Genomic DNA, 25,486 nt, shown 5'->3' with positions numbered 1-25,486 from the left:
GCACAGACACGCCCAAACCGCGTTGGGCCGCCCGCCGGGCGGGGAAAGCGGGGGGCTTGGCAGGGCATGATGAGCGTATATCTGGGGTGCCGGTCGGGTTTGTTGCGTTGAAATGGCCGGACTGGGGGTGAATATCGGGGGTTCTGCCCGGTTTCTGTGCGATTACGGAACCCGGGGGATTGGGGTCACGGATTCAGGGTTATGTATGGTGGCCCTGTTTGGATGTAGTCTCTGTCCATGCCTGCTGACCTCACCATCACTGCGGCGGTGTCACCCGCCGCCGGGCCGTCTGTGCCCGCTGCTGAACCCGCGCCTGCCAGCCCGCTGCCACATTCGGCCCTGGCCGTGCGGCGCGTGGCCATTGATACCTGGCGCGAAAACGTGGCGTACCTGCACCGTGACTGCGCGGTGTACCGGGCCGAAGGGTTTCAGGCCTTGTCCAAGATCGAGGTGCAGGCCAATGGCCATCGCATCCTGGCCACGCTGAATGTGGTGGATGACCTGGCCATTGTGGGTTGCGACGAGCTCGGCCTGTCAGAAGACGCTTTTGCCCAGCTGGGAGTGGAGAGCGGCCACACCGTGTCGGTGGCGCAGGCGGAACCGCCGGAGTCGATGGGGGCGCTGTTTCGCAAGCTGGCCAGCGAGCGCCTGACGCGCGAGGATTTTGGCGCCATCGTGCGCGATATTGCCGACCACCGCTATTCCAAGATCGAGCTCACGGCCTTTGTGGTGGCCTGCCACCGCAACGAGCTGGACCGCGAGGAGGTGTTCTTTTTGACCGACGCGATGGTGGCCACGGGCCGCAGGCTTGACTGGCACGAGCCGTTGGTGGTGGACAAGCATTGCATTGGTGGCATACCCGGCAACCGCACGACCATGCTGGTGGTGCCCATCGTGGCGGCGCACGGCATGCTGTGCCCCAAGACCTCGTCGCGCGCCATTACCTCGCCCGCAGGCACGGCCGACACCATGGAGGTGCTGGCGCAGGTGGAGCTGCCGTTTGACAAGCTGGGCGGCATTGTGCGCGACCATCGGGCTTGCCTGGCCTGGGGGGGCACAGCCAATCTGTCGCCCGCCGATGATGTGCTGATCTCGGTGGAGCGCCCGCTGGCCATTGATTCGGCGGGGCAGATGGTGGCGTCCATCCTGTCCAAGAAGGTGGCGGCTGGCGCGACCCACCTGGTGCTCGACATTCCCATCGGGCCCACGGCCAAGGTGCGGTCGATGCCCGATGCCCAGCGCCTGCGCCGCATGTTTGAATATGTGGCGCGGCGCATGGGCCTGTCGCTGGATGTGGTGATCACCGATGGCCGTCAGCCTGTGGGCAATGGTGTGGGCCCGGTGCTGGAGGCGCGCGACGTGATGCGCGTGCTGCAAAACGATCCGCGCGCGCCCGACGATCTGCGCCAAAAGGCGCTGCGGCTGGCGGGGCGGCTGATTGAGTGCGACCCGGATGTGCGCGGCGGCGATGGGTATGCGATTGCGCGCGACATTCTCGATTCAGGCCGGGCGCTTGCCCGCATGAACGCCATCATCGAGGCCCAGGGCAGTAAGGGGTTTGACCACAACCATCCGGCGCTGGGTGCGCTCACGCTGGACGTGGTGGTACCCGCCGCAGGCGTGGTGGCCGGTATCGACAACTACCAGATCGCCCGCGTAGCGCGGCTGGCGGGTGCGCCCAAGGTACAGGGCGCGGGTGTGGATGTGCTGTGCAAGCTGGGCAACTCGGTGGACAAGGGGCAAGTGCTTTACCGCGTGCATGCCAGCTACCCGGCCGACCTGGAGTTTGCCCGCCAGGCCTGCCTGCGCGACACCGGCTATCGGCTGGGTACGGCGGCCGATGTGCCCAGTGTGTTTGTTGAATTCTGACCCCCGCGTTGCCGCCGCCCGCCCATGAGCCCCGCCGCAACCCCCATGCCCGATGCCTGCCTGCTGCATTTTGCAGACGAGCAGGCGCAGGCCACGCGCCTGGCCCAGGCCGCTGGTCTGCCCTTGCGGGCGATTGAGCGCCACCGGTTTCCGGATGGCGAACTGCGCCTGCGGCTGCCTGTGGATGCTGCGGGCGCACTGCCGCCGGGAGGCGTGCTGCTGCGCAGCCTGCACCAGCCCAATGAAAAGCTGGTGGAGCTGCTGCTGGCCGCCCGCACGGCACGCGGCCTGGGGGTGCGCCACCTCACGCTGGTGGCCCCCTATCTGGGCTACATGCGGCAGGACATGGCGTTTGAACCCGGCCAGGTGGTCAGTCAGCGGGTGGTGGGTGACTTTTTGGCGAGCCTGTTCGATGCGGTGATCACGGTCGATCCACATCTGCACCGCGTCTCGCGTCTGGCGCAGGCGGTGCCGGTGCGGCAGGCGGTGGCACTGAGCGGGGCCGGGCCGCTGGCAGACCTGATTGCCCAGCGCCGCCCAGGGGCCTTGCTGGTCGGGCCCGACGGCGAATCGGCCCAGTGGATTGCCCAGGCCGCCGCGCGCCACGGTTTTGACCATGCCGTGTGCACCAAGCTGCGGCGCGGCGACCGTGACGTGGCGATCGAGCTGCCTGCACTGAATGCACGCGGCCGCGCTGTGGTGCTGCTGGACGACATGGCCAGCACCGGCCGCACGCTGGCGCTGGCAGCACGTTTGCTGCGCGACGCCGGCGCGGCGTCGGTGGACGTGGCTGTGACGCATGCCCTGTTCGCGGGCGATGCGCTGCAGGCGCTGCACGACGCTGGGGTGGGCGAGGTCTGGAGCACCGACTGCATCCCCCACGCCAGCAACGCCGTGCCCATGGCGCCAGCGTTGGGCCAAGCGATTCGGGGCGTGCTGCAAGCCATCGGCTGACCAGCCCCCCGGGCTGCGACAATCGCCGGTCGGCCAGGCAGGCCCACGCCGCTGCCACACCCCACCCGTCGCCCCTGACGCGACCCAACGACGCTTACACCATGCTGCTCGACGTGACCGATTCCCAACTTGTCCTGGTGGACTACCAGGAGCGCCTGATACCCGCCATGTTTGAAGGCCCCGCCGTGCTGGCCAACGCCCGCCGCCTGGCCGAGATCGCGCGCAGGCTCGACGTGCCCGTGTGGGGCACCGAGCAAAACCCTTCACGCCTGGGCGCTAACGACCCCGCGCTGCGCGCCCTGTGCCACAAAACGCTGGCCAAGATGCACTTCAGCGCCGCCGAAGAAGGCCTGGGCGAATGGCTGCGCCCACCGGCCAAGCCGCAGGGTGGCAATGCGCGCAGCCTGCCCAAGCACCTGCAAAAGCCAGCCGCCCAGCCGCCCGGGCGCGGCACCATCGTCATTGCGGGCTGCGAAGCCCATGTGTGCCTGCTGCAAACGGCGCTGGACCTGATCGAGGATGAGTTTGAAGTGTGGGTCGTGACCGACGCCTGCAGCTCGCGCACCGAGCGCAACCGCGACGCCGCCTTTGACCGGCTGGCCGGTGCGGGTGCCGAACTGGTGACCACCGAGATGGTGGCCTTTGAATGGCTGGGCAGTTGCGAGCACCCGGCCTTCAAGGATGTGCTGGGGCTGATCAAGTAGCACGCCACCGAAATGTTTATATTGAGTCGGCACCTTTGAACTTGAACCAGCCGTTCGGGCTGAGCCTGTCGAAGCCTTGCGCAGAGCTTCGAACCGCATCAACGCATTCAAGTTGGTTGATGCCGACTCAATAAATAAGCCGGTTACGCCCGCTGCAAGGGCGTTGTTTGCTATTATGTTGATAGCATCTGATGGCGCTGAAGGGCCACACGCGGCCGTTGCGGCGTTGCCCTGAATCTGCACGCGGCTCAGTTGAGCCAGGGCTTGATCCAGGTGATTGCCAGCCCCAGGCACGCGCAAGCGCCGATCAGCGGGAGTGCCGACACTTTGTAACGGAACAGGGCCAGCATGGCTGCCAAAGCGATGGCGGCCGAAAGCCCGTCGAACCGGCCCTGCAAGCCCTCGGGCCACAGCAGGTGGTAGGCAAAGAACAGCGCAAGGTTCAGGATGACGCCCACCACCGCCGCCGTGATAGCCGACAGCGGTGCGGTAAAGCCCAGCTTGCCGTGCGTGCTTTCCACCAGCGGGCCGCCGGCGAGGATGAACACAAACGACGGCAAAAACGTGACCAGGGTCACCACCACGGCCGCTGCTGCCGCCCCGGCAAAGGGCGCTGCAGCGCCCGATACCTGCTGCAGCCAGCCGCCCACAAAGCCGACGAAGGCCACCACCATGATGAGCGGGCCGGGCGTTGTCTCGCCCAAGGCCAGTCCATCCATCATCTGCGGGCCGCTCAGCCACTGGTAGTGCTCCACCGCACCCTGATAGACATAGGGCAGAACCGCGTAGGCTCCGCCAAAGGTCACCAAGGCGGCCTTGGAAAAAAACCAGCCCATCTGGGTGAGGGTGCCTTGCAAGCCCTGGGTGAACACCAGGGTTGCCATGATCACGCCCCACAGGCCCAGGCCCACGGCCACAACCTTGGCCAAGTGGCGGCCCGAAAGCCGGGCATGGGCGGGGGTTGGCGTGTGGTCATCGATGAGGGCGGGGCCAAAGCCTCTGGCGGCCTGCGCGTGCCCACCCCCCAGCGAAAACACGGCAGGCCAGCGCCGCGCGCCCACAACGCCGATGAGCCCGGCCGCCATGACGATGGCAGGAAACGGCGTGTCCAACGCAAAAATCGCAATGAAAGAAGCCGCTGCGATCGCCCACATCCAGCGGTTTTTAAGCGCCCGCGTGCCGATGCGATGGGCCGCGTGCAGCACCAGGCCCGTGACGGCTGGCTTGATGCCATAGAAGATGCCTGCAACGACGGGCACATTGCCAAAGCGCAGGTAGATCCATGACAGCCCGATCATGATGAACAGCGACGGCAGCACAAACAAGGCCCCCGCCACGATGCCGCCCCAGGTGCGATGCATGAGCCAGCCAATGTAGGTGGCCAGCTGCTGCGCCTCGGGGCCGGGCAGCAGCATGCAGTAGTTCAGGGCGTGCAAAAAGCGGTTTTCGCTGATCCAGCGGCGTCGCTCCACCAGTTCGGCATGCATGAGCGCAATCTGCCCAGCCGGCCCGCCAAAACTGATGAAGCCGAGCTTGAGCCAAAACACAAAGGCTTCACCCAACGGCACGGCAGTCGGAGGCTTGGTGGGCGTGGGGTCGGCGGACTGGGCGGTGTCGGTGGTCATGTTGTGGGCGGCGCAGCGTGCTGCCAGTGCTTTGGGGGATGCCAAAGTTGCGGCCGCACGGCTGAAGTCTATGACCGAGCAGGCGCGTGCGATGTGTCGAGGGGATGACATTGTCCCTTCGTCCGAACTTGCCTCGATGCGGGCCGAGTTACTGGCGTGCGGTGTTCCAGGCTGGAGGCCCGCCAGACAGGGAAATGGTTGACTGCCGATGACGAAAAAAGTCAGTTTTCAGCAAGTCTGTTATGAATAATTATGAATTCAAAACCTGCCACGGGGCAGGGGAGATGCCGAGGAGACACACCATGAGCGCGCCCAGAAGCTACGCCGACTTTTATCGCCGTTCGATTGACGAGCGCGATGCCTTCTGGCGTGAACAGGCCGGGTTGATTGACTGGAAACAGGCTCCACAGCAGATCTGTGACTACACCAACCCGCCGTTTGCGCGGTGGTTTGTGGGCGGCACCACCAACCTGTGCCACAACGCGGTAGACCGCCACCTGGCCAGCCGGGCGGGGCAGACGGCGCTGATCGCCATTTCGACCGAGACCGACTCCGAGCGCACCTACAGCTTTGCCGAGCTGCACACCGAGGTGCAACGCATGGCAGCCACCTTGCAGGCGCTGGGCGTGAAAAAGGGCGACCGCGTTCTCATCTACATGCCCATGATTGCCGAGGCCGCGTTTGCCATGCTGGCCTGCGTGCGCATTGGTGCGCTGCATTCGGTGGTGTTTGGCGGCTTTGCGGCAGGCTCGCTGGCCTCGCGCATTGAAGACGCCGAGCCCGTGGCCGTGGTCAGTGCCGACGCCGGTTCGCGCGGCGGCAAGGTCGTGCCCTACAAGCCGCTGCTGGACGAAGCGATTGCGCTGTCCAGGCACAAGCCCCGGGCCGTGCTGATGGTCAACCGCGGGCTGGCCCCCATGCACCTGCAGCCCGGCCGCGACCATGACTGGGCGGCGCTGCGCGAGCAGCACATCAATGCCGTGGTGCCCTGCGAATGGCTGGAATCCACGCACCCCAGCTACACCCTGTACACCAGCGGCACGACCGGCAAGCCCAAAGGTGTGCAGCGCGACACCGGGGGCTACGCAGTGGCGCTGGCCGCCAGCATGAAGCACATCTTCAACGCGAAGGCGGGCGATGAGGTTTTCACCGCCGGGCCGCCCCAAGGTGAAAACGCGGCCCCCTCGGGGGGCAACGACCCGCGCGGGCGGCGGAGTGTGGGGGTCTTTTTTGCCACCAGCGACATCGGCTGGGTGGTGGGGCACAGCTACATCATCTACGGCCCGCTCATCGCGGGCATGGCCACCATCATGTACGAGGGGCTGCCCACCCGGCCGGATGCGGGTGTGTGGTGGAGCATCGTGGAGAAGTACCAGGTCACGCACATGTTCTCGGCCCCCACGGCGGTGCGCGTGCTCAAAAAGCAGGACCCGGCCTACCTGAGCAAATACAACGTCAGCAGCCTCCAGGCCCTGTGGCTGGCAGGCGAGCCGCTGGACGAACCCACGGCCCAGTGGATCAGCAGCGCGCTGCGGGTGCCGATCATCGACAACTACTGGCAGACCGAAACCGGCTGGCCCATCCTGACCTTGGCCAATGGGGTGGAGCAACAGACCACGCGCTTTGGCAGCCCGGGCAAGGCCATGTATGGCTACGACGTGAAACTGCTGGACGAGACCACCGGCGAGGAACTGACCGGCGCCCACCAAAAAGGCGTGGTCGCCATCGAAGGCCCACTGCCCCCCGGCTGCATGCAGACCGTGTGGCGCGACGACGCACGCTTTGTGAACACCTACTGGAAGAGCATTCCGGGCCGATTGATTTACAGCACCTTCGACTGGGGCATCCGCGATGCCGACGGCTACCACTTCATCCTGGGCCGCACCGACGACGTGATCAACGTGGCCGGGCACCGCCTGGGCACCCGCGAAATCGAGGAGAGCATTGCCTCGCATCCCAACATTGCCGAGGTGGCGGTGGTCGGCGTGGCCGACAGCCTCAAGGGCCAGGTGGCGATGGCGTTTGCCGTGGCCAGGGACGCCTCGGGCCTCACGGACAACGCCGCCCGCCTCAAGCTCGAAGGCGAGGTGATGAAGCAGGTGGACAGCCAGCTGGGCGCAGTGGCCCGGCCATCGCGGGTGTACTTTGTGACGGTGCTGCCCAAAACGCGCAGCGGCAAGCTGCTGCGCCGTGCGCTGCAGGCCGTGGCCGAGCGTCGCGATCCAGGCGATCTGACCACCATGGAAGACCCGGCTGCGCTGCAGCAGGTCAAGGACCTGGTGGGCTAAGGCGCGGCAGGCCAATGCCTGCCCGCGCACGTCAGCGACCCCGCAGCAGCGTCAGGCCGACAGCCGGGCTGCTCCCCTGCTGCGGCGGTCCCACAGCGCCACGGCAATGTGGATCCCCGCGCCCAGCGCGATCAGCACGGCAGCGCCCAGGCCCCACACGGTCCAGGTCACGGCGGTCACGCCCGAGGCCACCGAGGGCCCTGCCTGCAAAAACGCGCTCAGCCAGGTCCAGGTTTCTGTGAGGCCTACGATCAGCCCCTGGATGGCCCCGATGGGCAAAAATTGCATCAGCCACGCGGGCACGGGGATGGATGAGACATCCCCCGCCGGGCCAGTGAGCGACGGTGCCGTGGTCAAGGCCCAGACCACCACCCCATGAAACGCCCAGGCGGCCAGCGACCACAGCCCGAGCAGCAGGGTGACAAGCGTCCAGTTGGCGATGTAAAGCATGTGTGGGTTCCTTTTGCAGTGCGGTGGCAGACCCCGCAATCCTGGCGTGTTAAAGCTTCGGAAAAAACAACGTTTAAACGAAGTTTCACATCGATAAAGAAGAAGTTTATGCGGCCGACCCCAGCCGCAGCTGTCGCCGAGGTCGGGCTTCTGAAAAACCTGCTGTTATCTTGATGGCGACCCCACTAGGCTGGAGCTTTGTTCAAAATAGGAGACATGCCATGAAAGTGATTTTTCGAACCCGCGATCCCCAGGGCAACGGTATGCGCAACGAGGTCGAGCGCCGCGTTCGCTTTGTGTTTCGCCGCTTGGGCTGGCAGGTGCCCCGCGCCGAGGTTCATCTGTCGGACCTGAACGGCCCGCGCGGCGGCCGCGACAAGCGCTGTCAACTGGAGGTCAAAACGCAAGCGCGTGGCCTGGTCGTGGTGTCGTCGGTGGCCCGGGACTGGCGCGCCGCACTGGATGCTGCGCTTGCCCGCGCGATTCGGTCAGTGGTTCGCCGGATCAAGCGCGTTGCACCTGCCAGGACACCGCGCGCTGCGAGCCCAGTGCCACAAGCCCACTATTGAGTCGGCATCAACCAACTTGAATGCGTTGATGCGGTTCGAAGCTCTGCGCAAGGCTTCGACAGGCTCAGCCCGAACGGCCGGTTCAAGTTCAAAGGTGCCGACTCAATAGGAGCCTGTCGGACTTGGAAATCGTCGGCTGCAAATCGACCGCAGCGGTCCATTTTTAACCGCCTTTTTGCCCCATAGCTCGGCTATGGGGCTGCAAATTCGGCAAAAACTGTCCTCGCTCTCGCCGATTTTCGCTTTCGACGCTCCAAGCCCGACAGGGTCCTAGGATCAAAAAAAATAGCGTCAGGGTCAAGCTGGGCAGGCGTAACCGTGGATTTTTATACCTGATCGGTCCGTGGACGCCGCCAGCTTGCTGGTGGCTCCCAGCGGTCGATCCACTGCACGAAGTTCTGCAGGGGCATGGGGCGGGCAATACAGTAGCCCTGGGCGTGCTGGCAGCCAAGCTGCAGCAGCATTTGTCCCTGGTCGGTGGTTTCAACACCCTCAGCAATCACCCGATAGCCTAGTGATCGTGCCAGCCCGAGCACACCCTGCACGATGGCCAGGTCGCCCGGGTCGCTCATCATGCCGTGTACGAAGCTCCGGTCGATCTTGAGCGTGTCCAGGGGCAAGCGCCGAAGGTAGGTCAGTGAGGAGTAGCCTGTGCCAAAGTCGTCCAGCGACACGGTGACCCCGATGGCCCGCAGGTCGGTCAACGTGTTGGCCACCGAGGCCAGGTCGTACAGGGCGGCGCTTTCGGTGATCTCGATCTCCAGCAGGCTCGCAGAGAGCTTGGGCCTGCGGTGCAGGCGGTCGGCAACCCACTGTGCAAAGCCCGGTCGCTGCAGGTGCTGCGCGGAGATGTTGATGCTCAGCGCAAGCGCTTTGCCCTGCGATTGCAACTGCTCCAGGGTGTCCAGCGCGGTCTCAAGCACCCACTCGCCAAAGCTGATTTCCAGCTCGGTGCCCTCCAGCAGCGGCAAGAACTCGCCCGGCGGCACCATGCCGCGCACGGGGTGTATCCACCGCGACAGCGCTTCTGCGCCCACCACGGTGCCGGTTCGCATTTCGACCTTGGGCTGCAGGTAGAGCGTGAACTGGGCATCGGCCAACGCATCGCGCAATTGGCGGACTTGCTCGCGCCGAATCTGCACAGCACGCTCCTGCGCGGCATCAAACTGGTGGTAGCGGTTGCGCCCCGCCTGCTTGGCGGCGTACATGGCCTGGTCGGCATGGCGCAGCAGCGCGTCGGCGTCAGCGTCATCGGTCGGAAAGATGGTGTAGCCGATGCTGGCAGTGACCATGACCCGCTCGGTGTCCAGTGTGTAAAAAGCCGAAATGCTCTCCATGACGCGGCGGAGCATGGCTTCGCAGTCGTCCACCGAGCGAAGGTCGGGCATCAGGATGACGAACTCGTCGCCGCCCAGGCGGGCCACGCAGTCCCGGGGGCGAAGCGAGTTGGTCAGGCGCTCCGCCACCACCACAAGCAGCCGATCGCCCATGCTGTGGCCCAGGCGGTCATTCACGGGCTTGAATCCGTCCAGATCAAGGTAGGCGACACCCAGCTGGCTGCCGGTCTTGCGCGTGTGGGCCATGCTCTCTTGCAACCTTCGCGCAAGCAGCACCCGGTTGGGCAGCCCGGTCAGGGCGTCATACAGGGCCATCCGCTGCAACAGCACTTCCTGCTCATGCTGGGGCGTCACGTCAATCGCCACGCCCAGCATACGGCGCGGGGCACCATCAGCGGCGAACCCGACGACCTTGCCGAGGTTACGGACCCAGCGGATGTCGTGGCCGTCACCCTGGTCGATGCGACATGTGGCATCAAACGGCGTGGAGGGGTGCTCCCGGTGCCGCAAAAGCTCGTTTTCGATTCGCTCGGTGTCGTCGACGGCCAGTGCATCTTTCCAGTGCACTGCAGCGGGCGCGTCTGGCCCGTCGGGCAGGTTGTACATGGCACGCCAGCGGCTATCGCCGGTCACGGTTCCCAGATGCAGGTCCCAGTCCCAAAGCCCCAGCGATGCCGCCGAAATGGTCAGGGACAACAACTCTTCACGCTCGCGCACCCGTTCTTCGTGGCGCTTGCGGTCGGTGATGTCATAAACCGAAAACAGCCAGCATGGCTCACCGTCCAACTCGGTGGCGCGCATTGACTGCAGCACGGTGCGTGGCGGGCCGCCTCGTACATTCACTTGCAGCTCGGTGCTGACCGGCAACCCATTGTGGTCGATGTTGTCCAGCAGGCGCTGACGCTCCTGTGGCGTGCACAGGCCCAGCTCAATCGCAGTGCGCCCCATGGCCTCGTCGCGTGCAATGCCCGCCATCTCGACCCATGCCGGGTTAACGTCCACATACCGGCCCGTGTCGCGGTTCGTCAGCCCCATGGGAAAGGGCATGAGCTGGAAGATTCGCGAGAAACGCTCTTCCGATAACCGCAGACGCTGTTCGGCGCGCTTGCTCTCGTCGATGTCCTGGGTCACGCCGCGCATGCGCAGAGCGCGGCCTTCCTCGATCACGGGCTCGCCCCGGGCCCGCACCCACACCAGACGACCATCCGCATGGATGACCTCCATCTCCATCGTCCACTCGGAGCCGGACCGGATGCTTTTTCGGAGTACCTTGCGCAGCGGCTCCCTGTAAGGCGGAGCCACATAGCGGTCGATGTAGTCGGGGGCGGGAGGGGTGCCATGGGGCAAGCCAAGGATGTCCAGACACACGTCAGACCAATACACCAGCCCCTTTCCGTGCTCTTCTTCCCACACCCCGAGCCGGGCCAAACGCTCGGCCTGTTGAAGCTGGCTGTTGAGCGCGCGCAATTCCTCGGCACTTCGGTGCGCCTCGGTCATGTCGTGAAACACGAAGACGAAGCAACTTTCTGCTCCGATCATCACCGAGCGCGCCGACATCAGCCCGGGGATGCGCTGACCCTTGCTCTGGGCCATCATGGGCAGGCGGTCCACCTGGCCGTCGCGGCGAAACACTTCCAGCAGCCGGGCGCGCTCCTCGTCAGACGCCCAGATACGCAGCTCTGTCGAGGTGCGGCCCACGATCTGCTCACGGGGCAGGCCCAGCAGTTCGCACAGGGCAGGGTTGACGTCCACATAGCACCCGTCCGAAATGCGCGATATGCCGGCCGGGTCTGGCAGGGTTTGGTAGAAGGTGGTGTATTTGGCCTCCGAAGAGCGCAATGCGTCCTCGACCTCGCGATGCGCGGTGACATCCACATCCATACCCACCAGACGCACCGGACGGCCCCGTGCATCCCGGCGTGCCACCGTACCGCGAGACATGATCCAGCGCCATCGGCCCTCCAGATCCTGCGCTCGGAACTGCGCCTCGTAAGACTCTTCCAGGCCATTCATCGTGCGCGCAAGCGTCTCGGCATTGCGCTGGATATCCGCGGGGTGGCGGCGCGCGTACCATCGCTGCCAGAGGTCGGGCGCATCGGCATCGGCCGCCGTGATGCCAAAGGCTTGGTAAAACAGCCCGTGGCAGTCAAAGCGCTGCTCATCCACATCCCATTCCCAACGGCCGCCACCCACCGCGTCCATGGCCAGCTGCAAATGTTTTTCGCGCTGCAGCAGGGCCTGCTGCGCGCTGCTGCGCGCCAGCTCGGCCCGGGCCTTGCTGGCAAGCAGCAGACGGCCTGCGCCCATGATGAGCAAGCCCGCGCCGTGGTGCCAGGGGATTGACACATCCCACCCAGCGCGGTCACCCGACAGGCTGTGGATGAGCACGATGAGCATGGCCACCACCAACGGCAGGCTGACGGCCAGCCCCGCCAGCACCAGCCATGAGGCTGCGCGCGTGCGCCAGCGCTCGGCCAGCCATCGCCAGGCCAGCGCGAGCAAGCCCGTGCCGCCCAACACGGCAGCCGCGGCGGGTGTGGCGTCTGGCGCCAGGTAGGCCACCGGCATCAGGGCGATGACGCCCGCTACGGCCGAAGGCAGGGCACCGAAGTACAGCCCCAGAAAGGCCACCACCGTGGGGTAGGCCAGCAACCCCAGCCCGGGCGCGTTCCAGTGCGGGGCCATGAACGTCAACACCGAGGCCACGCCCCCCGTGAAACCCAGCACCCAGCGGGTGCGACGCGAGGGATGCAACGATTCCGAGGGGGGTAATGACTCCAGCACCAGCAGGAGAATCAGGACGGTGCCCGCGATCAGGCCGTCATTACTCACCGCAAGCTCCATGTGGCCGCCTGACCAGGCCCCGGTACCACGCATCGCAGACCTGGCCATGCCATCTCGGGGGGCGGGCAGGGCCGCGCAGAGGTCCGGTCAGGGGCAGTCGAAAAAATCGCATAGTTCAAAATTATCGATGCTCCCGCGCCCAACCGACAGGCCTGCCGGTGCTGATAAGCCCTGTTGACAGCGGCGCGCCGCGCACCGTGGGGCCGAGCAGGCCACAACGCGCCCCCGCGCGCCACTGCGCCGCTATCAGGCCGACATGCCCCACGGGGCACACCCATCCACCGATCCGCTGACTCCAAAGTGCTGTGAAGTGCTGTGAAGTGCTGTGGCCGTGCGCGTCGGGGCGTCAGGCGCATGCCTGTGCCAACGGACGGCCACCACGAGCCGAATCAACGGGGGCAACGAGCGGCGGCACTGCGCCCTCCAGCGCCAGCAGCGCGGCTTTGCGCTCGAGCCCGGCGGCGTAGCCCGTGAGGCTGCCGTTGGCGCCCACGATGCGGTGGCAGGGCACCACGATGCTCAAGGGGTTGCGCCCCACCGCCGCTCCCACGGCGCGCACGGCCTGCGACCGGCCCAGTTGGCGGCCCAGCGCGCCATAGCTGGTGGTCGTGCCGCGTCCCACCGTCAGCAATGCGTGCCAAACCTCCTGCTGAAACACGGTGCCGCTGGACAGATCCAGAGGCAAGTCAAACGCAGCGCGCTCGCCGCTGAGGTATTCGGCAAGCTGCCTGGACGCCGCCCACAGCACCGGATGCGCGGACGCCTCGGGCCAGGCCGCCGGGCCGTGAAGCCGCTGCACGGGCTCGTGGCGCTGACCCTCAAACCAAAGACCGGCCAGGCCCACGGGGGATGCCGCCAGACGCACCGGCCCCAGCCGGGTGGCAACAGCAAGCTGAACCATGGATGCAGGGTAGGGCATGGCGGATGAAAAAATTCAATAAAAAACGCCAGTTGCGCTTTATTGGTATGGCTTTGTTGCTATCAAATTTGATGCATGCATGCGGCCGCTGCAGGCTGGGAATGGGGCACGGGCCCCGCGCCCTGGGCGCTCGTCGGCGGTGCAATCGCCACTTTGGCGCGTGCGATGGCCGAAGTTCCGGCGATCATCGTAGATAAAAGCCTTCGCGGCAAACACCAGTGGGTTCCGCACCCCGTGTCTGCGGGCGCTGCGCCATGGCCGAGTGATCTGCGGGCGGGCCGCAAGGGGCGTGCGCCCACCGCCCGGCCACCACCTGCCCACCTACAATTCGCGCACTGTCTTGCTCCGCATCTCCCGCTGAAAGGCCTTCCCCAGTGCAGCTTGCTCCCGCGATTTTCAAAGCCTACGACATCCGTGGCATGGTGCCGTCAACCCTCCATGAAGCCGTGGCCGTCGGGCTGGGCCGGGCTTTTGGCACCGCTGCCCAGGCCCAGGGCCAGACCGTGGTGGCAGTGGGGCGCGATGGGCGCTTGTCGGGGCCGTCGATGGCGGCGGGGCTCATCCGGGGCCTGGTCGAGGCGGGCATCGAGGTGATCGACGTGGGCATGGTGACGACGCCGATGCTGTACTTTGCCGCCAGCACGCTGTGCCAGTCTGGCATCCAGGTCACCGGCAGCCACAACCCGAAGGACTACAACGGCTTCAAGATGGTGCTGGCCGGGCGTGCCATCTACGGCGAGGACATCCAGGCCCTGCGGCGCACCATGGAGCAGGAGAGCTGGCAGTTGCGGCCCGGCGGCTCGGTGCGCAGCGTGGATGTGCTGGGCGACTACACGGCCCGCATCGTGGGCGATGTGAAGCTGGCGCGGCCCATGAAGATCGTGGTGGATTGCGGCAACGGCATTGCCGGTGCATCGGCCCCCGGCATTTTCCGCGCGCTGGGCTGCGAGGTGATCGAGCTGTTTTCCGAGGTGGACGGCAACTTCCCCCACCACCACCCCGACCCCAGCAAGCCCGAGAACCTGCGCGACCTGATCGCTGCCCTGCAGGCCGGTGATGCCGAGCTTGGCCTGGCCTTTGACGGCGACGGCGACCGCCTGGGCATCGTCACCCGCGATGGCTCCAACATCTTCCCCGACCGGCAGATGATGCTGTTCGCGCAGGACGTGCTCACCCGCGTGCCCGGCGGCGAGATCATCTTCGACGTGAAGTGCACCCAGCGCCTGGCCCCCGCCATCGCGGCGGCGGGCGGTGTGCCAGTGATGTTCAAAACCGGCCATTCGCTCATCAAGGCGCGCATGAAGCAGACCAACTCGCCACTGGGCGGCGAAATGAGCGGCCACATCTTCTTCAAAGAGCGCTGGTTTGGCTTTGACGATGGCACCTACGCGGGCTGCCGCCTGCTGGAAATCCTGAGCCGCCACGCCGACCCGGGCAGCGTGCTCAACGCGCTGCCCACCAGCCATTCGACCCCCGAGCTGAATGTGGCCTGCGAGGAGGGCGAACCGCACCGCCTGACGGCCGAGCTGCAGGCACTGGCGGCCGATACCTTTGCGGCCCCTGCCGTGATCAGCACCATCGACGGCCTGCGCGTGGACTGGCCCGACGGCTTTGGCCTGATCCGTGCCAGCAACACCACCCCCGTACTGGTGCTGCGCTTTGAAGGCCACACGGCCGAGGCGCTGGCGCGCATCGAATCGGCCATGCTGGCGCTGCTGCATCGAGTCAAGCCCGATGCGCACGTTGGCGCGGCCAGCCACTGAGCGCGGGGCGCGCTTGACCTTGGCCTACAGCACGCCCCTGCGCATTGCAGCGGCGCAGTCGACATCCATCGCGGGGGATGCCATGGGCAATGCCCATGCACACCTCGCGTTCATTCACCGTGCGGCCAGCAGCGGCGTTCAGCTGCTCGTGTTTCCGGAGCTTTCCCTGACCGGGTATGAGCCCGCGCTGCATGCGCGCAGCGTGCTGGAGCCCGGCCACCCGGCGCTGGTGTTGCTGGGCCAGGCCGCAGCCGATGCCGGCATGAGCGTGGTGGTAGGTGCGCCTGCGCTGCCCTGCCAGCCTGGCGCACTGCCCGCCATCGGCGCATGGTTGCTGTCTCCGGATGGCAGCACCACGTTGTACCGTAAGCGCCATCTGCACCCGGGCGAGGACACTTTTGCCAGCGCGGGTGACGCGGATGCGTCCATTCACAGGATTGCCGGCGAGCCTGTGGCGCTGGCCGTGTGTGCCGACGCCACCCGCCCGACCCATGCCATGGCCGCGCACAGTGCCGGTGCGCACCTCTACGCCACCGGCGCTCTCATCAGCGCCCGCGGCATCGACGAAGAATCGGCGCAATTGCAGGGCTATGCTGCCACGCACTGCTTTGCTGTGCTGCTGGCTAACCACGCTGGCGCCTCGGGTGGCTATGTGAGCGCGGGGCGCAGTGCGGTGTGGCAGCCCGGCGGCGCGTGTGTGGTGGCTGCCGAAGGCGCTGGTGACTGTGTGGTGATGGCACAGCGCGACGCGGCAGGCTGCTGGACGGGTGAAGTGATCCGCTGGGGCGACGGCGCATGAACCTGGCCCGCGCCGTCTATTCAGTGGCCATGTGGTGCGCGCAGCCCTTTTTGCGGCGCAAGCTTCGCCGCCGCGCGCTGGCCGAGCCGGGCTACGCCCGCGACGTGCCTGAGCGTTTTGGCCACTACGCGCCGCCCATGGACGGCCTGCTGGGCCACAGCACCACCGGGCCCATGGGGCACTTTGTGTGGGTGCATGCGGTGTCGCTGGGCGAAACCCGCGCCGGTGCCATCCTGCTGGCCGAGCTGCGCCGGCAGTTGCCGGGCATGCGCCTGTTGCTGACGCACGGCACGGCCACCGGCAGGGCTGAGGGCGAAAAGCTGCTGCAGCCGGGCGATGTGCAGGTCTGGCAGCCGTGGGACACACCCGGCGCGGTGCGCCGGTTCCTGTGCAAGTTCCGGCCCGCCATCGGGGTGCTGATGGAAACCGAGGTCTGGCCCAACATGGTGGCGGGCTGCCGGGCGGCAGGCGTTCCGCTGGTGCTGGCCAATGCCCGCCTCAACGAGCGATCCTTGCGCAAGGCGCAACGCGTGGCCCCGCTGGCACGGCCTGCCTTTGGAGGGCTTGCGGCTGCCTGGGCGCAAACCGAAGACGACGCCCGGCGACTGCGCGCGCTGGGCACACCGGTGGGCGGCGTGTTTGGCAACCTGAAGTTCGACGTGGTGCCCGACGCCGCCCAGCTGGCGCGGGGCCGCGCCTGGCGCGCCGGGGCAGGGCGCCCGGTGGTCCTGCTGGCCAGCAGCCGCGAGGGCGAGGAAGCCCTGTGGCTGGATGTTTTGGGGCAAAAGTCGCCTCAAGCCCAGCTATCAGTTGCCCCTGATGCTATTGAAAACGTAGCAAATGATCCGCCATCTGCTGGCGCGGTGCAGTGGCTCATCGTTCCGCGTCATCCGCAGCGGTTTGACGAAGTTCACCAGCTGATCGCCAGCGCAGGCCTCACAGTGTCGCGCCGCAGCAGCTGGAGCGCTGAAGGGCCCACGCAGGCCGACGTGTGGCTGGGCGATTCGTTGGGTGAAATGGCGCAGTACTACGGCCTGGCGCATGTAGCGATGCTCGGGGGCAGCTTTGCACCGCTGGGCGGGCAGAACCTGATCGAAGCCGCCGCCTGCGGCTGCCCGGTCGTGATGGGGCCGCACACCTTCAACTTTGCAGAGGCGGCCGAACTGGCCGCCAGCGCCGGTGCTGCAGAGCGTGTGGCCGACATGCCCGCGGGCGTGGCTGCGGCACAGGCGCTGGCCAGTGACGCTACCGCACGGGCCGATGCCAGCGAACGGTCCACCGCGTTTGCCGCTGCCCACCGGGGCGCTGCGCTGGCGACGGCCCGTGCCATCGTGGACACGCTGGACCGTGTTGCGGACGCGGCCAAGGCCCCACGCACGGCCGGTTGATCTGGCTGGCGTGTCGCGGGTCATGGCGCCGCTGGCGCTGTGTAATGTTCGGCTCGGCACACTGAGGCCTCGCGTTGCATGACAGCCCGCCATCTCGTGCGCGCCGACCGCGCCAAGATCCCTGTGGACGTGCTACTTGACCAGCAGCGCGTTGATCGCCTCGATGTCCTGCTGGCTCAACGTGCCGGCAGCCTGGCGCAGGCGCAGCGTGCCCAGCAGCACGTTATAGCGCGCCTGGGCCAGGTCGCGTTTGGTTTGGAAGAGCTGGCTCTGCGCGTTGAGAACATCGATATTGATGCGCACGCCCACCTGGTAGCCCAGGCGGTTGGCGTCCAGCGCGCTCTGGCTGGAGGCCTCTGCGGCTTCCAGCGCCTGCACCTGGCCCTTGCCAGACTGCACCCCAAAGAACGCGGCGCGGGTGGACTGCGCCACGCTGCGGCGCGCGGTTTCCAGGTCGGCCGCAGCTTTTTCTTCCAGCGCCAGGGTTTCGCGGATGCGGTTTTGCACCGCGAACCCGGCAAACAGCGGCAGGCTGAAGGCCACGCCCACGCTGGCGCTGTTGGTGCGGCTGCCAATACCCGGTGCCTGCACGGTGCCGTGCATGTTGCGCGTGACGTTGTAGCCGGCCTGCAGGTCCAGGGTGGGCCGGTGGCCAGTCTCGGCCTTTTGGGTTTCCAGCCGGGCGATGTCGAGCGCGATCTGGGCCTGGCGCACGCCGGGCTGCTGATCGCGCGCCGTGTCCACCCAGGCCGTCACATCGTCGGGCTGCACTGCGGGCAGCGGCACCGGCAGGGCGAGGGGACGGGGCTTGGTACCCGCCACGCCCACCAGTTGGTCCAGCGCCAGGCGCTTGACGCGCAGGTCGTTCTCGGCAGCAATCTCTTGTGCCACCACCAGGTCGAAACGGGCCTGCGCCTCGCGAGAATCGGTCACCGTGGTGGTGCCCACTTCAAAATTGCGTTTGGCCGCTGCCAACTGCTCCGACACGGCGGCCTTTTGCGCCAGCACGAAGGTCAGCGTGTCCTGCGCGGCCAGGACGTCAAAGTAGGCCTGGCTCACGCGGACCAGCAGGTCTTGCGTGGTGGCCTCCAGCTGGGCCTGCGCCACGTCCACACCGCGTTGGCCCTGCTGGTACGTGATGCCGTTGGCCGGGCGGTACAGGGGCTGCGAGGCGTTGACCCCTGCGGTCTGTGTGGTGCCGGTGTTTTCAACCTGGGGGCGTGAGAGCTCGACGTTGCTGCGGCTGAGCCCCGCCGTGAGCGCCGCGCTGGGCAGCAGACCGGCGCGGGCCTGGTCGGCCTTGCGGGCTGCTGCGTCCAACTGCGCGCGGGCCGACTGCCAGGCGGTATCGTAGGTGCGCGCTGATTCCACCATCTCCAGCAGGCTCTGCGCCTGCACCGGGGCGCTCAGCGCGGCGCCCAGCGCCAGGGAAAAAACGGTCAGCGAAAAGGGCCGTGGCAATGTCATGGAAGTCCTTCGGAGGGGCTGCAGGTCGGATGGGTTGAGCGAGCAGGACAGGCGCCTGTGGCACGCGGGCTGGGGGCTGGCCACCGCGGTCAGTAACGAGGAATCGCCGGATCGCTTTCGAGCGACCAGGCATCGATGCCGCCGGTGATGTTGGCCACCTGTTCAAACCCGTTGTGCGCCAGGAACGTCGCCACGCGCAAGCTGCGTGCGCCGTGGTGGCACAGGCAGGCAACAGGGCGGGCGGGATCCAGTTCGGTCAGGCGTGATTGCAGCTCGCCCATGGGGATGCTCACCAGGTCAAAACCTTGCGCGGTGACGCTGGCGGTCTGCAGCTCCCAGGGCTCTCGCACGTCCAGCACCACGGCGCGGGCACTTTGCGGCGCAGCCGCAGCAAACCAGTCAGACAGCTGGGCGGGACGGACGTGATCGATCATGCAGGGCTCCGTGGCAGGGGTCAGAACGTGAAGCCCGATGGCTCCGGGAAGTGCAGGAGGCGGGGGGCGATGGTGTCCCAGGGCGACGTTGTTTCCACGCAGTTGCCGGTGCGGCGGGTCAGGGTGAAACGCATGACCGGTTCACTGCCCACGATGGCGCCCAGGCGGCCACCATCGCGCAACAGGGCCAGCAACGATGCAGGCACTTCGGCCACCGAGCCGCTGAGCACGATCACATCAAAGGGGCCGTCTGCAATGGTGTCGCGGGCACCGTCGCCCTGGCGCACCTCGACGTTCTGGATGCCTGCGTTGCGCAGGTTGTCGCGCGCCATGCTCACCAGGGCAGGGTTGATTTCCAGCGACACCACCCGCTGTGCGCGGTGTGCCAGCAAGGCGGCCATGTAGCCTGAACCCGCACCGATTTCGAGCACGCGGTCGGTCGGCTGCACTTTCAAATCCTGCAACATGCGGGCTTCCATGCGCGGCTGCAGCATGCTCTGGCCCAGGCGCACGGCTTCTTCGGCATCGCCTGCCACCAGCGGGATCTCGATGTCCATGAACGCCATGCTGCGGTAGGCGGCGGGCACGAAGTCCTCACGGCGCACCACGGCCAGCAGGTCCAGCACATCGCCATCCAGCACGTTCCAGGGCCGGATTTGCTGCTCGATCATGTTGTAGCGGGCCTGGGCGATCGGGTCGCTGATGTTGGCAGAGGTGTTTAAAGGCATGTTCATGGGATTTCTCCGTGGGGACGGGGGTCGGGACGATCAGGACAAACCTTCAATTTTAGGCGTCTCTTGGGCAGGCGCCGCAGGGCTCAGGCGCTGCCGCGCCCAGCGGGCCAGATCGTCCATGTAGCAGTACACCACCGGCACCACGACCAGGGTGAGCAGCGAGGATGTGATGACGCCGCCGATGACCGCCTGGCCCATGGGCGCGCGCTGCTCGGACCCCTCCGACAGCGCAAACGCCAGTGGCACCATGCCGAAGATCATGGCCAGCGTGGTCATGAGGATTGGGCGCAGCCGCACGCGGGCGGCCAGCAGCAGGGCCTCGGCGCGCGGCAGGCCGGGCACGGTACGGCCCGTGTCGTCCACATGCTCGTCGCGGGCGCGAATGGCAAAGTCCACCAGCAAGATGGCGTTTTTGGTGACCAGGCCCATCAGCATCACCACGCCGATGATCGAGAACATCGACAGGGTGGAGCGAAACATCATCAGCGCCAGCACCACGCCGATCAGCGTCAGCGGCAGCGATGTCATCAGCGCCAGCGGCTGCAGGAAGCTCTTGAACTGGCTGGCCAGGATCATGTAGATGAAGATGATGGCCATGGCCAGCGCCGAGATGGCGTAGCCAAACGACTCGGCCATGTTCTTGGTGGAGCCGCCAAACTGGTAGCGGTAGCCGGGCGGAAAGGGTACGGTATCGAGGGCCTTGCGGATATCGGCCGACACCTCGCCCGCAGAGCGCCGGGCCACGTTGGCGTTCACGGCCACCTCGCGGGTGAGGTCGCGGCGGTTGATCTGGTTAGCGCCGGTGGTTTCCGTCACGCGGGCCACCTGGTTGAGCTTGACCACCCGTGTGGAGCCGTCGGCACCCGTGAGGGCAAACGGCAGGCGCTCCAAATCCTGCGGCGTGGTGCGGGCCTCGGGGGCCAGGCGCACGTTCACGTCGTAGGTCTGGTCGTCGGGCGCGCGCCAGTTGCCCACGGTGGTGCCAGCGACCAGCGTGCGCAGCGATGCCGCCACGGGTGCCACCGACAGGCCCAGGTCAGACGCCACATCGCGCTGCAACTCCAGCGCAATGACGGGCTTGTCCGGCTTGAGGCTGGTGTCCAGGTCCACCAGGCCCGGGATCGTGCGGATCTTCTCGGTGACGATGCGCGTCAGGCGCTCCAGCTCGTGCAGATCGGGGCCCTGCAGCGAGAACTCCACCTGCTTGTTGCCCCCCACGGCATCCAGCAGGCCCACATGCGTCACGGTGATGCCGGGCACCCGCTGCAGTCGCTCGCGCAACACCTCCGACATCTGGTCCACGCTGCGGCTGCGGTTTTTGCGGTCCACCAGTCGCACATAGATGCTGGCGTACATCTTGCCCTGGGCCGAGCCAGTGTTGATGGTGGCCAGGGTGTAGCGCACCTCGGGCAGTTCGCGCAGGATGCCTTCGACCTGGCGCGCCTTGGCTTCGGTGGCCTCCAGCGAGGAGCCGACCGGCGTGTAGAAATTGACCGTCGTTTCCGAAAAATCGGCCTTGGGCACGAACTCGGTACCCAGCAGCGGCACCATGAAGATGCTCAGCACAAAGATGCCCACGGCAATGAGCAACGTGGCCAGTTTGTGCACCAGCGACCAGCGCAGGATGGACTGGTAGCTTTCGGCCAGGCGGTCGGTGGCGCGGTCAAACCAGCCGGTCACGCGGCCGATGGTCCTGTCGTAGAAGCTCACCGGGTTGCCACGCTGGCCGTGGCCGTGGATGCTCGGGTCATGCCAGACGCTGGAGAGCATGGGGTCGAGCGTGAAGCTCACAAACATCGAGATCAGCACGGCGGCCACGATGGTGATGCCGAACTCGTGAAAGAACTTGCCGATGATCCCGCCCATGAAGCCGATGGGCATGAACACCGCCACGATGGACAGCGTGGTCGCCAGCACGGCCAGCCCGATCTCCTGCGTGCCTTCCATGGCCGCGTTGTAGGCCGACTTGCCCATCTGCACATGGCGCACGATGTTCTCGCGCACCACGATGGCATCATCGATCAGCAGGCCCACGCACAGGCTCAGCGCCATCAGCGTGATCATGTTGATGGTGAAACCGAACATGTTCATGAACAAAAAGGTGCCGACCAGCGAAATAGGCAAGGTCAGCCCGGTGATCACCGTGGACCGCCAGGAGTTCAGGAACAGGAACACGATGAGCACCGTGAGGATGGCGCCTTCGATCAGGGTTTGCCGCACGTTGTTGACCGCCACGCGGATGGGGCGGGAACTGTCGGAAATGGTCTCCAGCCGCACACCGGGCGGCAACTGCCCGCGCAGCTCTTTGACGGCGGCGTTCAGGCCATCGACCACCTCGATGGTGTTTTCGCCCTGCGATTTCTGCACCGACAGCAGCAGCGTGCGTTGGCCGTTGTACAGGGCCAGGCTCTCGGTTTCCTGGGCACCGTCGTTGACGCGGGCCAGTTGCTCCAGGCGCACCGGCGCACCGGCTTTGCGGGTCACGATGATGCGACCAAAATCCTCGGGCCGCTCCATGCGGGCATCGATCTGGACCACGCGCTCTTGCGCCCGCGATCGGATGGCACCCACGGGCAGGTCCTGGTTTTCGCTGCGCACGGCGGCAACCACCTGGTCGGGCGTCACGCCATAGGCTTCCAGCGCCTGCGGATTCAGGTAGATGTTGATCTCGCGCCGGGTCGCGCCCACCAGGTTCACGGCGCCCACACCGCGCACGTTTTCGAGCCGCTTTTTCAGAACCTGCTCGGCCCAGGTGGTCAGCTCGACGGCGCTGCGTGCCGTGCCTGCGGGTTGTTCATCGGGCAGCACCGCCAGCGACCACACGGCACGGCTGGCCGGGTCGAAGCGCAGCACCCGTGGCTCCTTGACCTCAGCGCGCAAAAGCGGGCGCACGGTGGCCACCTTCTCGCGCACATCCTCGGCCGCCTTGCGCCCGTCGATGTGCAGCTGAAACTCGATGATGACCACCGCCGTGCCTTCGTAGCTGCGCGAGGTCAGCGCATTGATCCCGGCGATCGAATTAACGCCTTCCTCGATCTTCTTGGTGACTTCGCTCTCGACGATCTCGGGCGAAGCGCCAGGGTAGTCCACCGTGACCACAACCACCGGGAAGTCGATGTTGGGGAACTGGTCGACTTTGAGGCGCTGGTACGAGAACAGGCCCAGCACCACGATGGCGAGCATCACCATCGTGGCGAACACGGGGTTCTTGAGGCTGACCTGGGTGAACCACATGGAGCGGCTTACCTGGCGGGTTGGGGCGCCGCCGGCGCGGCCGGGGCAACCACGGTCACGGCAGTGCCTTCGCGCAGCAGGCCGACATGTCCGGCCAGCACCTGCTGGTCGCGCTCCAGGCCCTCGACGGCCACCACGGTGTCGTCACCCCATTGGGAGCGAGCGCCCGTGCGCACGGGCACATGCACGATCTGGCCCTGGCGGATGGCCTGCACGTAGGGCGCAGGTTTGTCGGTGCGTACCGCGTTCAGCGGCACCACCAGCGCATCTGCCGAGCCAGTGTGCAGTAACCCCTGCACGAAGAGCCCCTGGCGCAGGGCCGAGCCCGCTGCCACGGTCTGCACCCGCAGATACGCGGGCACGCTGCGATTGGCAGCCTGCGCCGAGGGGCTGATGCGGGCAACGGTGGCTTTCACCGGCGCGCTGAGCCCTTCCACGGTGAGCGTGGCGGTCTGACCGACCTGGGCGCGCACAGAATCGGCTGGTGACAGCAGTGCCTCCAGTTCCATCCTGGAGAGGTCCACCACCTCGATCACACGCGCATCCACGGCGACCCGCTCGCCGGGCTGGGCCAGCCGCTGCGACACCACGCCGCTGATGGGGCTGCGGATCACGGTGTCTTGCAGCGACTTGCGCGCCACATCGGCCGCCGCCAGCGCTGCCTGGTGGTTGGACTGGGCGGACTCCAGGCTGGCCTGCGAAGTCACCAGCGCGGTGGGCGAGATAAAGCCCTGTTCCACCAGCGCCTTGTTGTTGTTGAACTGCCGCAGATTGATGTCCACCTGGGCACGGGCTGCATCGGCCTGCTGCTGGGCCTGGCGCAGCCGCGCCTGCGATTCGGTGGGGTCGATGCGGGCCACGATGTCACCCGCGCGCACCGTGTCGCCTTCGCGCAGCACCAGCCCTTGCAGTTCGCCCGCCACGCGCGCCTTGAGCATGGCCGAGTCCACGGCCCGCAGCGAGCCGGACACCGGCACGTCCAGTGCAATGCGCTGCCCGCGCACGCTGACCACATCGGTAGCGACCAGCTCGAGCGGTGCCTGCGCCCGTTCCAGCGCGGCGGCGGCAACGGCTTTTTGCTGGGCCTGACGCGCAGCCTGCTGCTTCCAAAGGCCCGCGCCTGCAAGCACCACGATGACGGCGGCCACCGCCCAGTATGTCCAGCGTTTCATCGTGTCAGACCGAAGAGTGTGGAGAAACGGTGGGAGAAGGTGAGGGCGCAAGCGTCGCCTCAGGCCGCACGCACAGGCCGTGCAAGATGCCGTCCAGCGCGCTGTCCATATAGTTTTGCGGGGTCAGCCCCATGACCTGGGGACTGCACGCGCCCATGGAGTTTTCCCACAGCATGAGGTAGATCATCGGCACCATCACCAGATAGGTGGCTCCATCAAGCGGCACCTGGCGGAACTCGCCGCGATCCATGCCGCGCTGGAGAATGCGGCGGATCAGCGCCTGGCCCGGAAAGATCACTTCCTGCTGGTAGAACTCCGCGATTTCCGGGAAGTTCTGCGCCTCGCTGAACATCAGCTTGGTGATGCCCGACGCCTTGGTGCAGCCAATACGCTCCCACCAGACCTTGTAGCAATAGCGCAGCACATCGCTGGTGCTGCCCGTCATGGTTTCCAGTTCAGAGTTCCACTCGGTGAACCGACCCACGATGTTCTCGCGCACCACGGCCTTGAACAGCTCTTCCTTGCTGGGGAAATACAAAAACAGCGTGCCCTTGGACACCCCGGCGCGCGCGGCCACCTCATCCACCCGCGTGGCGGCAAAGCCTTTTTCCACGAACAGGTCCAGCGCTGCGTCCAGCAGTTCCCGCGGGCGCGCCTCTTTGCGTCGGCTGCGCTTGGCACTGCCCTCGGGGCTGTGTGGATCGTAGGGAGTAGGTACGGACATTTTAATGACTGACTGGTTAGTAATGTAGCAAGCGGCGCTGGTTCCGTCAACGGATTGTGGGTAAACCGACCGCACCTGAGCGCGCGCGGGCCATCCGCTGGCCATGCCGCGTAACATGTACGCTCCTGGTCAAGGCTGCGGCCTTGGCATCGTCACGCGCCTGCATGGGCGCGGTTTTCGCCTCGTTCGCACTGCCAACATCGTGTGAGCAG

Annotated in this window: 18 protein-coding genes; 8 read left to right on the top strand and 10 right to left on the bottom strand. The window is 66.4% G+C overall.

The window, feature by feature from the left end; genetic code table 11:
* Positions 1–339: 339 nt before the first annotated feature.
* From ACK543_RS00555 to ACK543_RS00545, 3 genes are all read left to right on the top strand, one after another.
* The gene (locus ACK543_RS00555; protein WP_409940933.1) at positions 340–1,869 is read left to right on the top strand and encodes a thymidine phosphorylase family protein; all 1,530 of its coding nucleotides are present in this window, start codon (positions 340–342) and stop codon (positions 1,867–1,869) included.
* Positions 1,870–1,893: 24 nt separating this feature from the next.
* Complete coding sequence (locus tag ACK543_RS00550) at positions 1,894–2,823, top strand: ribose-phosphate diphosphokinase (protein WP_409940929.1); 930 nt, start codon at positions 1,894–1,896, stop codon at positions 2,821–2,823.
* Positions 2,824–2,924: 101 nt separating this feature from the next.
* Positions 2,925–3,527, top strand: coding sequence for an isochorismatase family protein (locus ACK543_RS00545; RefSeq protein ID WP_409940928.1), 603 nt, complete (start codon positions 2,925–2,927; stop codon positions 3,525–3,527).
* A 248-nt stretch (positions 3,528–3,775) separates the two neighbouring features.
* On the opposite strand, the gene chrA is transcribed toward ACK543_RS00545, so the two are convergent.
* Positions 3,776–5,152 (bottom strand): chromate efflux transporter, encoded by a 1,377-nt coding sequence (gene chrA / locus ACK543_RS00540; protein ID WP_409940927.1) that lies wholly within the window; start codon positions 5,150–5,152, stop codon positions 3,776–3,778.
* Positions 5,153–5,454: 302 nt separating this feature from the next.
* Between chrA and ACK543_RS00535 the strand changes: the two genes are divergently transcribed.
* Entirely contained in the window at positions 5,455–7,440 is a 1,986-nt protein-coding gene (locus ACK543_RS00535; protein WP_409940926.1) for a propionate--CoA ligase, read from the top strand.
* 51 nt (positions 7,441–7,491) lie between these two features.
* Here the strand turns inward: ACK543_RS00535 and ACK543_RS00530 are convergent, their stop codons facing one another.
* Positions 7,492–7,890, bottom strand: a complete 399-nt coding sequence (locus tag ACK543_RS00530) for a hypothetical protein (RefSeq protein WP_409940925.1) — start codon at positions 7,888–7,890, stop codon at positions 7,492–7,494.
* Positions 7,891–8,111: 221 nt separating this feature from the next.
* On the opposite strand from ACK543_RS00530, the gene ACK543_RS00525 reads away from it, so the two are divergent.
* Positions 8,112–8,459, top strand: a complete 348-nt coding sequence (locus ACK543_RS00525) for an HPF/RaiA family ribosome-associated protein (protein WP_409940924.1) — start codon at positions 8,112–8,114, stop codon at positions 8,457–8,459.
* 326 nt (positions 8,460–8,785) lie between these two features.
* Here ACK543_RS00525 and ACK543_RS00520 read toward each other — a convergent pair whose 3' ends face one another.
* On the bottom strand, positions 8,786–12,688 hold the full coding sequence (locus ACK543_RS00520; protein ID WP_409940923.1) for an EAL domain-containing protein: 3,903 nt from the start codon (positions 12,686–12,688) through the stop codon (positions 8,786–8,788).
* 298 nt (positions 12,689–12,986) lie between these two features.
* Complete coding sequence (locus ACK543_RS00515; RefSeq protein ID WP_409940922.1) at positions 12,987–13,559, bottom strand: methylated-DNA--[protein]-cysteine S-methyltransferase; 573 nt, start codon at positions 13,557–13,559, stop codon at positions 12,987–12,989.
* Between the two features lie 374 nt (positions 13,560–13,933).
* Between ACK543_RS00515 and ACK543_RS00510 the strand changes: the two genes are divergently transcribed.
* The 3 genes from ACK543_RS00510 to ACK543_RS00500 are packed head-to-tail and all read left to right on the top strand — an operon-like array spanning position 13,934 to position 17,509.
* Positions 13,934–15,322, top strand: coding sequence for a phosphomannomutase/phosphoglucomutase (locus ACK543_RS00510; RefSeq protein WP_409940921.1), 1,389 nt, complete (start codon positions 13,934–13,936; stop codon positions 15,320–15,322).
* A complete protein-coding gene (locus ACK543_RS00505) occupies positions 15,294–16,121 on the top strand; it encodes a carbon-nitrogen hydrolase family protein (RefSeq protein ID WP_409940920.1) in 828 nt (275 codons plus the stop codon). The genes ACK543_RS00510 and ACK543_RS00505 overlap by 29 nt, the downstream gene beginning before the upstream one ends.
* Entirely contained in the window at positions 16,118–17,509 is a 1,392-nt protein-coding gene (locus ACK543_RS00500; protein ID WP_409940919.1) for a 3-deoxy-D-manno-octulosonic acid transferase, read from the top strand. Before ACK543_RS00505 ends, ACK543_RS00500 begins: the two co-directional genes overlap by 4 nt.
* 132 nt (positions 17,510–17,641) lie before the next feature.
* Here the strand turns inward: ACK543_RS00500 and ACK543_RS00495 are convergent, their stop codons facing one another.
* The 6 genes from ACK543_RS00495 to ACK543_RS00470 form a co-directional block, all read right to left on the bottom strand.
* Positions 17,642–18,976 (bottom strand): TolC family outer membrane protein, encoded by a 1,335-nt coding sequence (locus tag ACK543_RS00495; RefSeq protein WP_409940918.1) that lies wholly within the window; start codon positions 18,974–18,976, stop codon positions 17,642–17,644.
* 89 nt (positions 18,977–19,065) lie between these two features.
* Complete coding sequence (locus ACK543_RS00490) at positions 19,066–19,410, bottom strand: rhodanese-like domain-containing protein (RefSeq protein ID WP_409940917.1); 345 nt, start codon at positions 19,408–19,410, stop codon at positions 19,066–19,068.
* Positions 19,411–19,430: 20 nt separating this feature from the next.
* Complete coding sequence (locus ACK543_RS00485) at positions 19,431–20,144, bottom strand: protein-L-isoaspartate O-methyltransferase family protein (protein WP_409940916.1); 714 nt, start codon at positions 20,142–20,144, stop codon at positions 19,431–19,433.
* Between the two features lie 33 nt (positions 20,145–20,177).
* Complete coding sequence (locus ACK543_RS00480; protein ID WP_409940915.1) at positions 20,178–23,378, bottom strand: efflux RND transporter permease subunit; 3,201 nt, start codon at positions 23,376–23,378, stop codon at positions 20,178–20,180.
* An 8-nt stretch (positions 23,379–23,386) separates the two neighbouring features.
* Positions 23,387–24,550: an efflux RND transporter periplasmic adaptor subunit gene (locus ACK543_RS00475; protein WP_409940914.1), complete on the bottom strand. Its 1,164-nt coding sequence runs from the start codon at positions 24,548–24,550 to the stop codon at positions 23,387–23,389.
* A 4-nt stretch (positions 24,551–24,554) separates the two neighbouring features.
* Positions 24,555–25,274 (bottom strand): TetR/AcrR family transcriptional regulator, encoded by a 720-nt coding sequence (locus tag ACK543_RS00470; protein WP_409940913.1) that lies wholly within the window; start codon positions 25,272–25,274, stop codon positions 24,555–24,557.
* Between the last annotated feature and the right edge of the window lie 212 nt (positions 25,275–25,486).

The sequence above is a fragment of the Acidovorax sp. genome (genome assembly GCF_046341535.1).
Lineage (GTDB): Bacteria > Pseudomonadota > Gammaproteobacteria > Burkholderiales > Burkholderiaceae_C > Acidovorax.
This window is presented reverse-complemented; position numbering and strand designations above follow the sequence as displayed.

What these genes read in the sequence shown, in the direction of transcription:
- ACK543_RS00550 (WP_409940929.1), top strand. Translation starts at nt 1,894, where the DNA reads ATGAGCCCCGCCGCAACCCCCATGCCCGATGCCTGCCTGCTGCATTTT.
- ACK543_RS00545 (WP_409940928.1), top strand. Translation starts at nt 2,925, where the DNA reads ATGCTGCTCGACGTGACCGATTCCCAACTTGTCCTGGTGGACTACCAG.
- chrA (WP_409940927.1), bottom strand. Translation starts at nt 5,152, where the DNA reads ATGACCACCGACACCGCCCAGTCCGCCGACCCCACGCCCACCAAGCCT.
- ACK543_RS00535 (WP_409940926.1), top strand. Translation starts at nt 5,455, where the DNA reads ATGAGCGCGCCCAGAAGCTACGCCGACTTTTATCGCCGTTCGATTGAC.
- ACK543_RS00530 (WP_409940925.1), bottom strand. Translation starts at nt 7,890, where the DNA reads ATGCTTTACATCGCCAACTGGACGCTTGTCACCCTGCTGCTCGGGCTG.
- ACK543_RS00525 (WP_409940924.1), top strand. Translation starts at nt 8,112, where the DNA reads ATGAAAGTGATTTTTCGAACCCGCGATCCCCAGGGCAACGGTATGCGC.
- ACK543_RS00520 (WP_409940923.1), bottom strand. Translation starts at nt 12,688, where the DNA reads ATGGCCAGGTCTGCGATGCGTGGTACCGGGGCCTGGTCAGGCGGCCAC.
- ACK543_RS00515 (WP_409940922.1), bottom strand. Translation starts at nt 13,559, where the DNA reads ATGCCCTACCCTGCATCCATGGTTCAGCTTGCTGTTGCCACCCGGCTG.
- ACK543_RS00505 (WP_409940920.1), top strand. Translation starts at nt 15,294, where the DNA reads ATGCGCACGTTGGCGCGGCCAGCCACTGAGCGCGGGGCGCGCTTGACC.
- ACK543_RS00500 (WP_409940919.1), top strand. Translation starts at nt 16,118, where the DNA reads ATGAACCTGGCCCGCGCCGTCTATTCAGTGGCCATGTGGTGCGCGCAG.
- ACK543_RS00495 (WP_409940918.1), bottom strand. Translation starts at nt 18,976, where the DNA reads ATGACATTGCCACGGCCCTTTTCGCTGACCGTTTTTTCCCTGGCGCTG.
- ACK543_RS00490 (WP_409940917.1), bottom strand. Translation starts at nt 19,410, where the DNA reads ATGATCGATCACGTCCGTCCCGCCCAGCTGTCTGACTGGTTTGCTGCG.
- ACK543_RS00485 (WP_409940916.1), bottom strand. Translation starts at nt 20,144, where the DNA reads ATGAACATGCCTTTAAACACCTCTGCCAACATCAGCGACCCGATCGCC.
- ACK543_RS00480 (WP_409940915.1), bottom strand. Translation starts at nt 23,378, where the DNA reads ATGTGGTTCACCCAGGTCAGCCTCAAGAACCCCGTGTTCGCCACGATG.
- ACK543_RS00475 (WP_409940914.1), bottom strand. Translation starts at nt 24,550, where the DNA reads ATGAAACGCTGGACATACTGGGCGGTGGCCGCCGTCATCGTGGTGCTT.
- ACK543_RS00470 (WP_409940913.1), bottom strand. Translation starts at nt 25,274, where the DNA reads ATGTCCGTACCTACTCCCTACGATCCACACAGCCCCGAGGGCAGTGCC.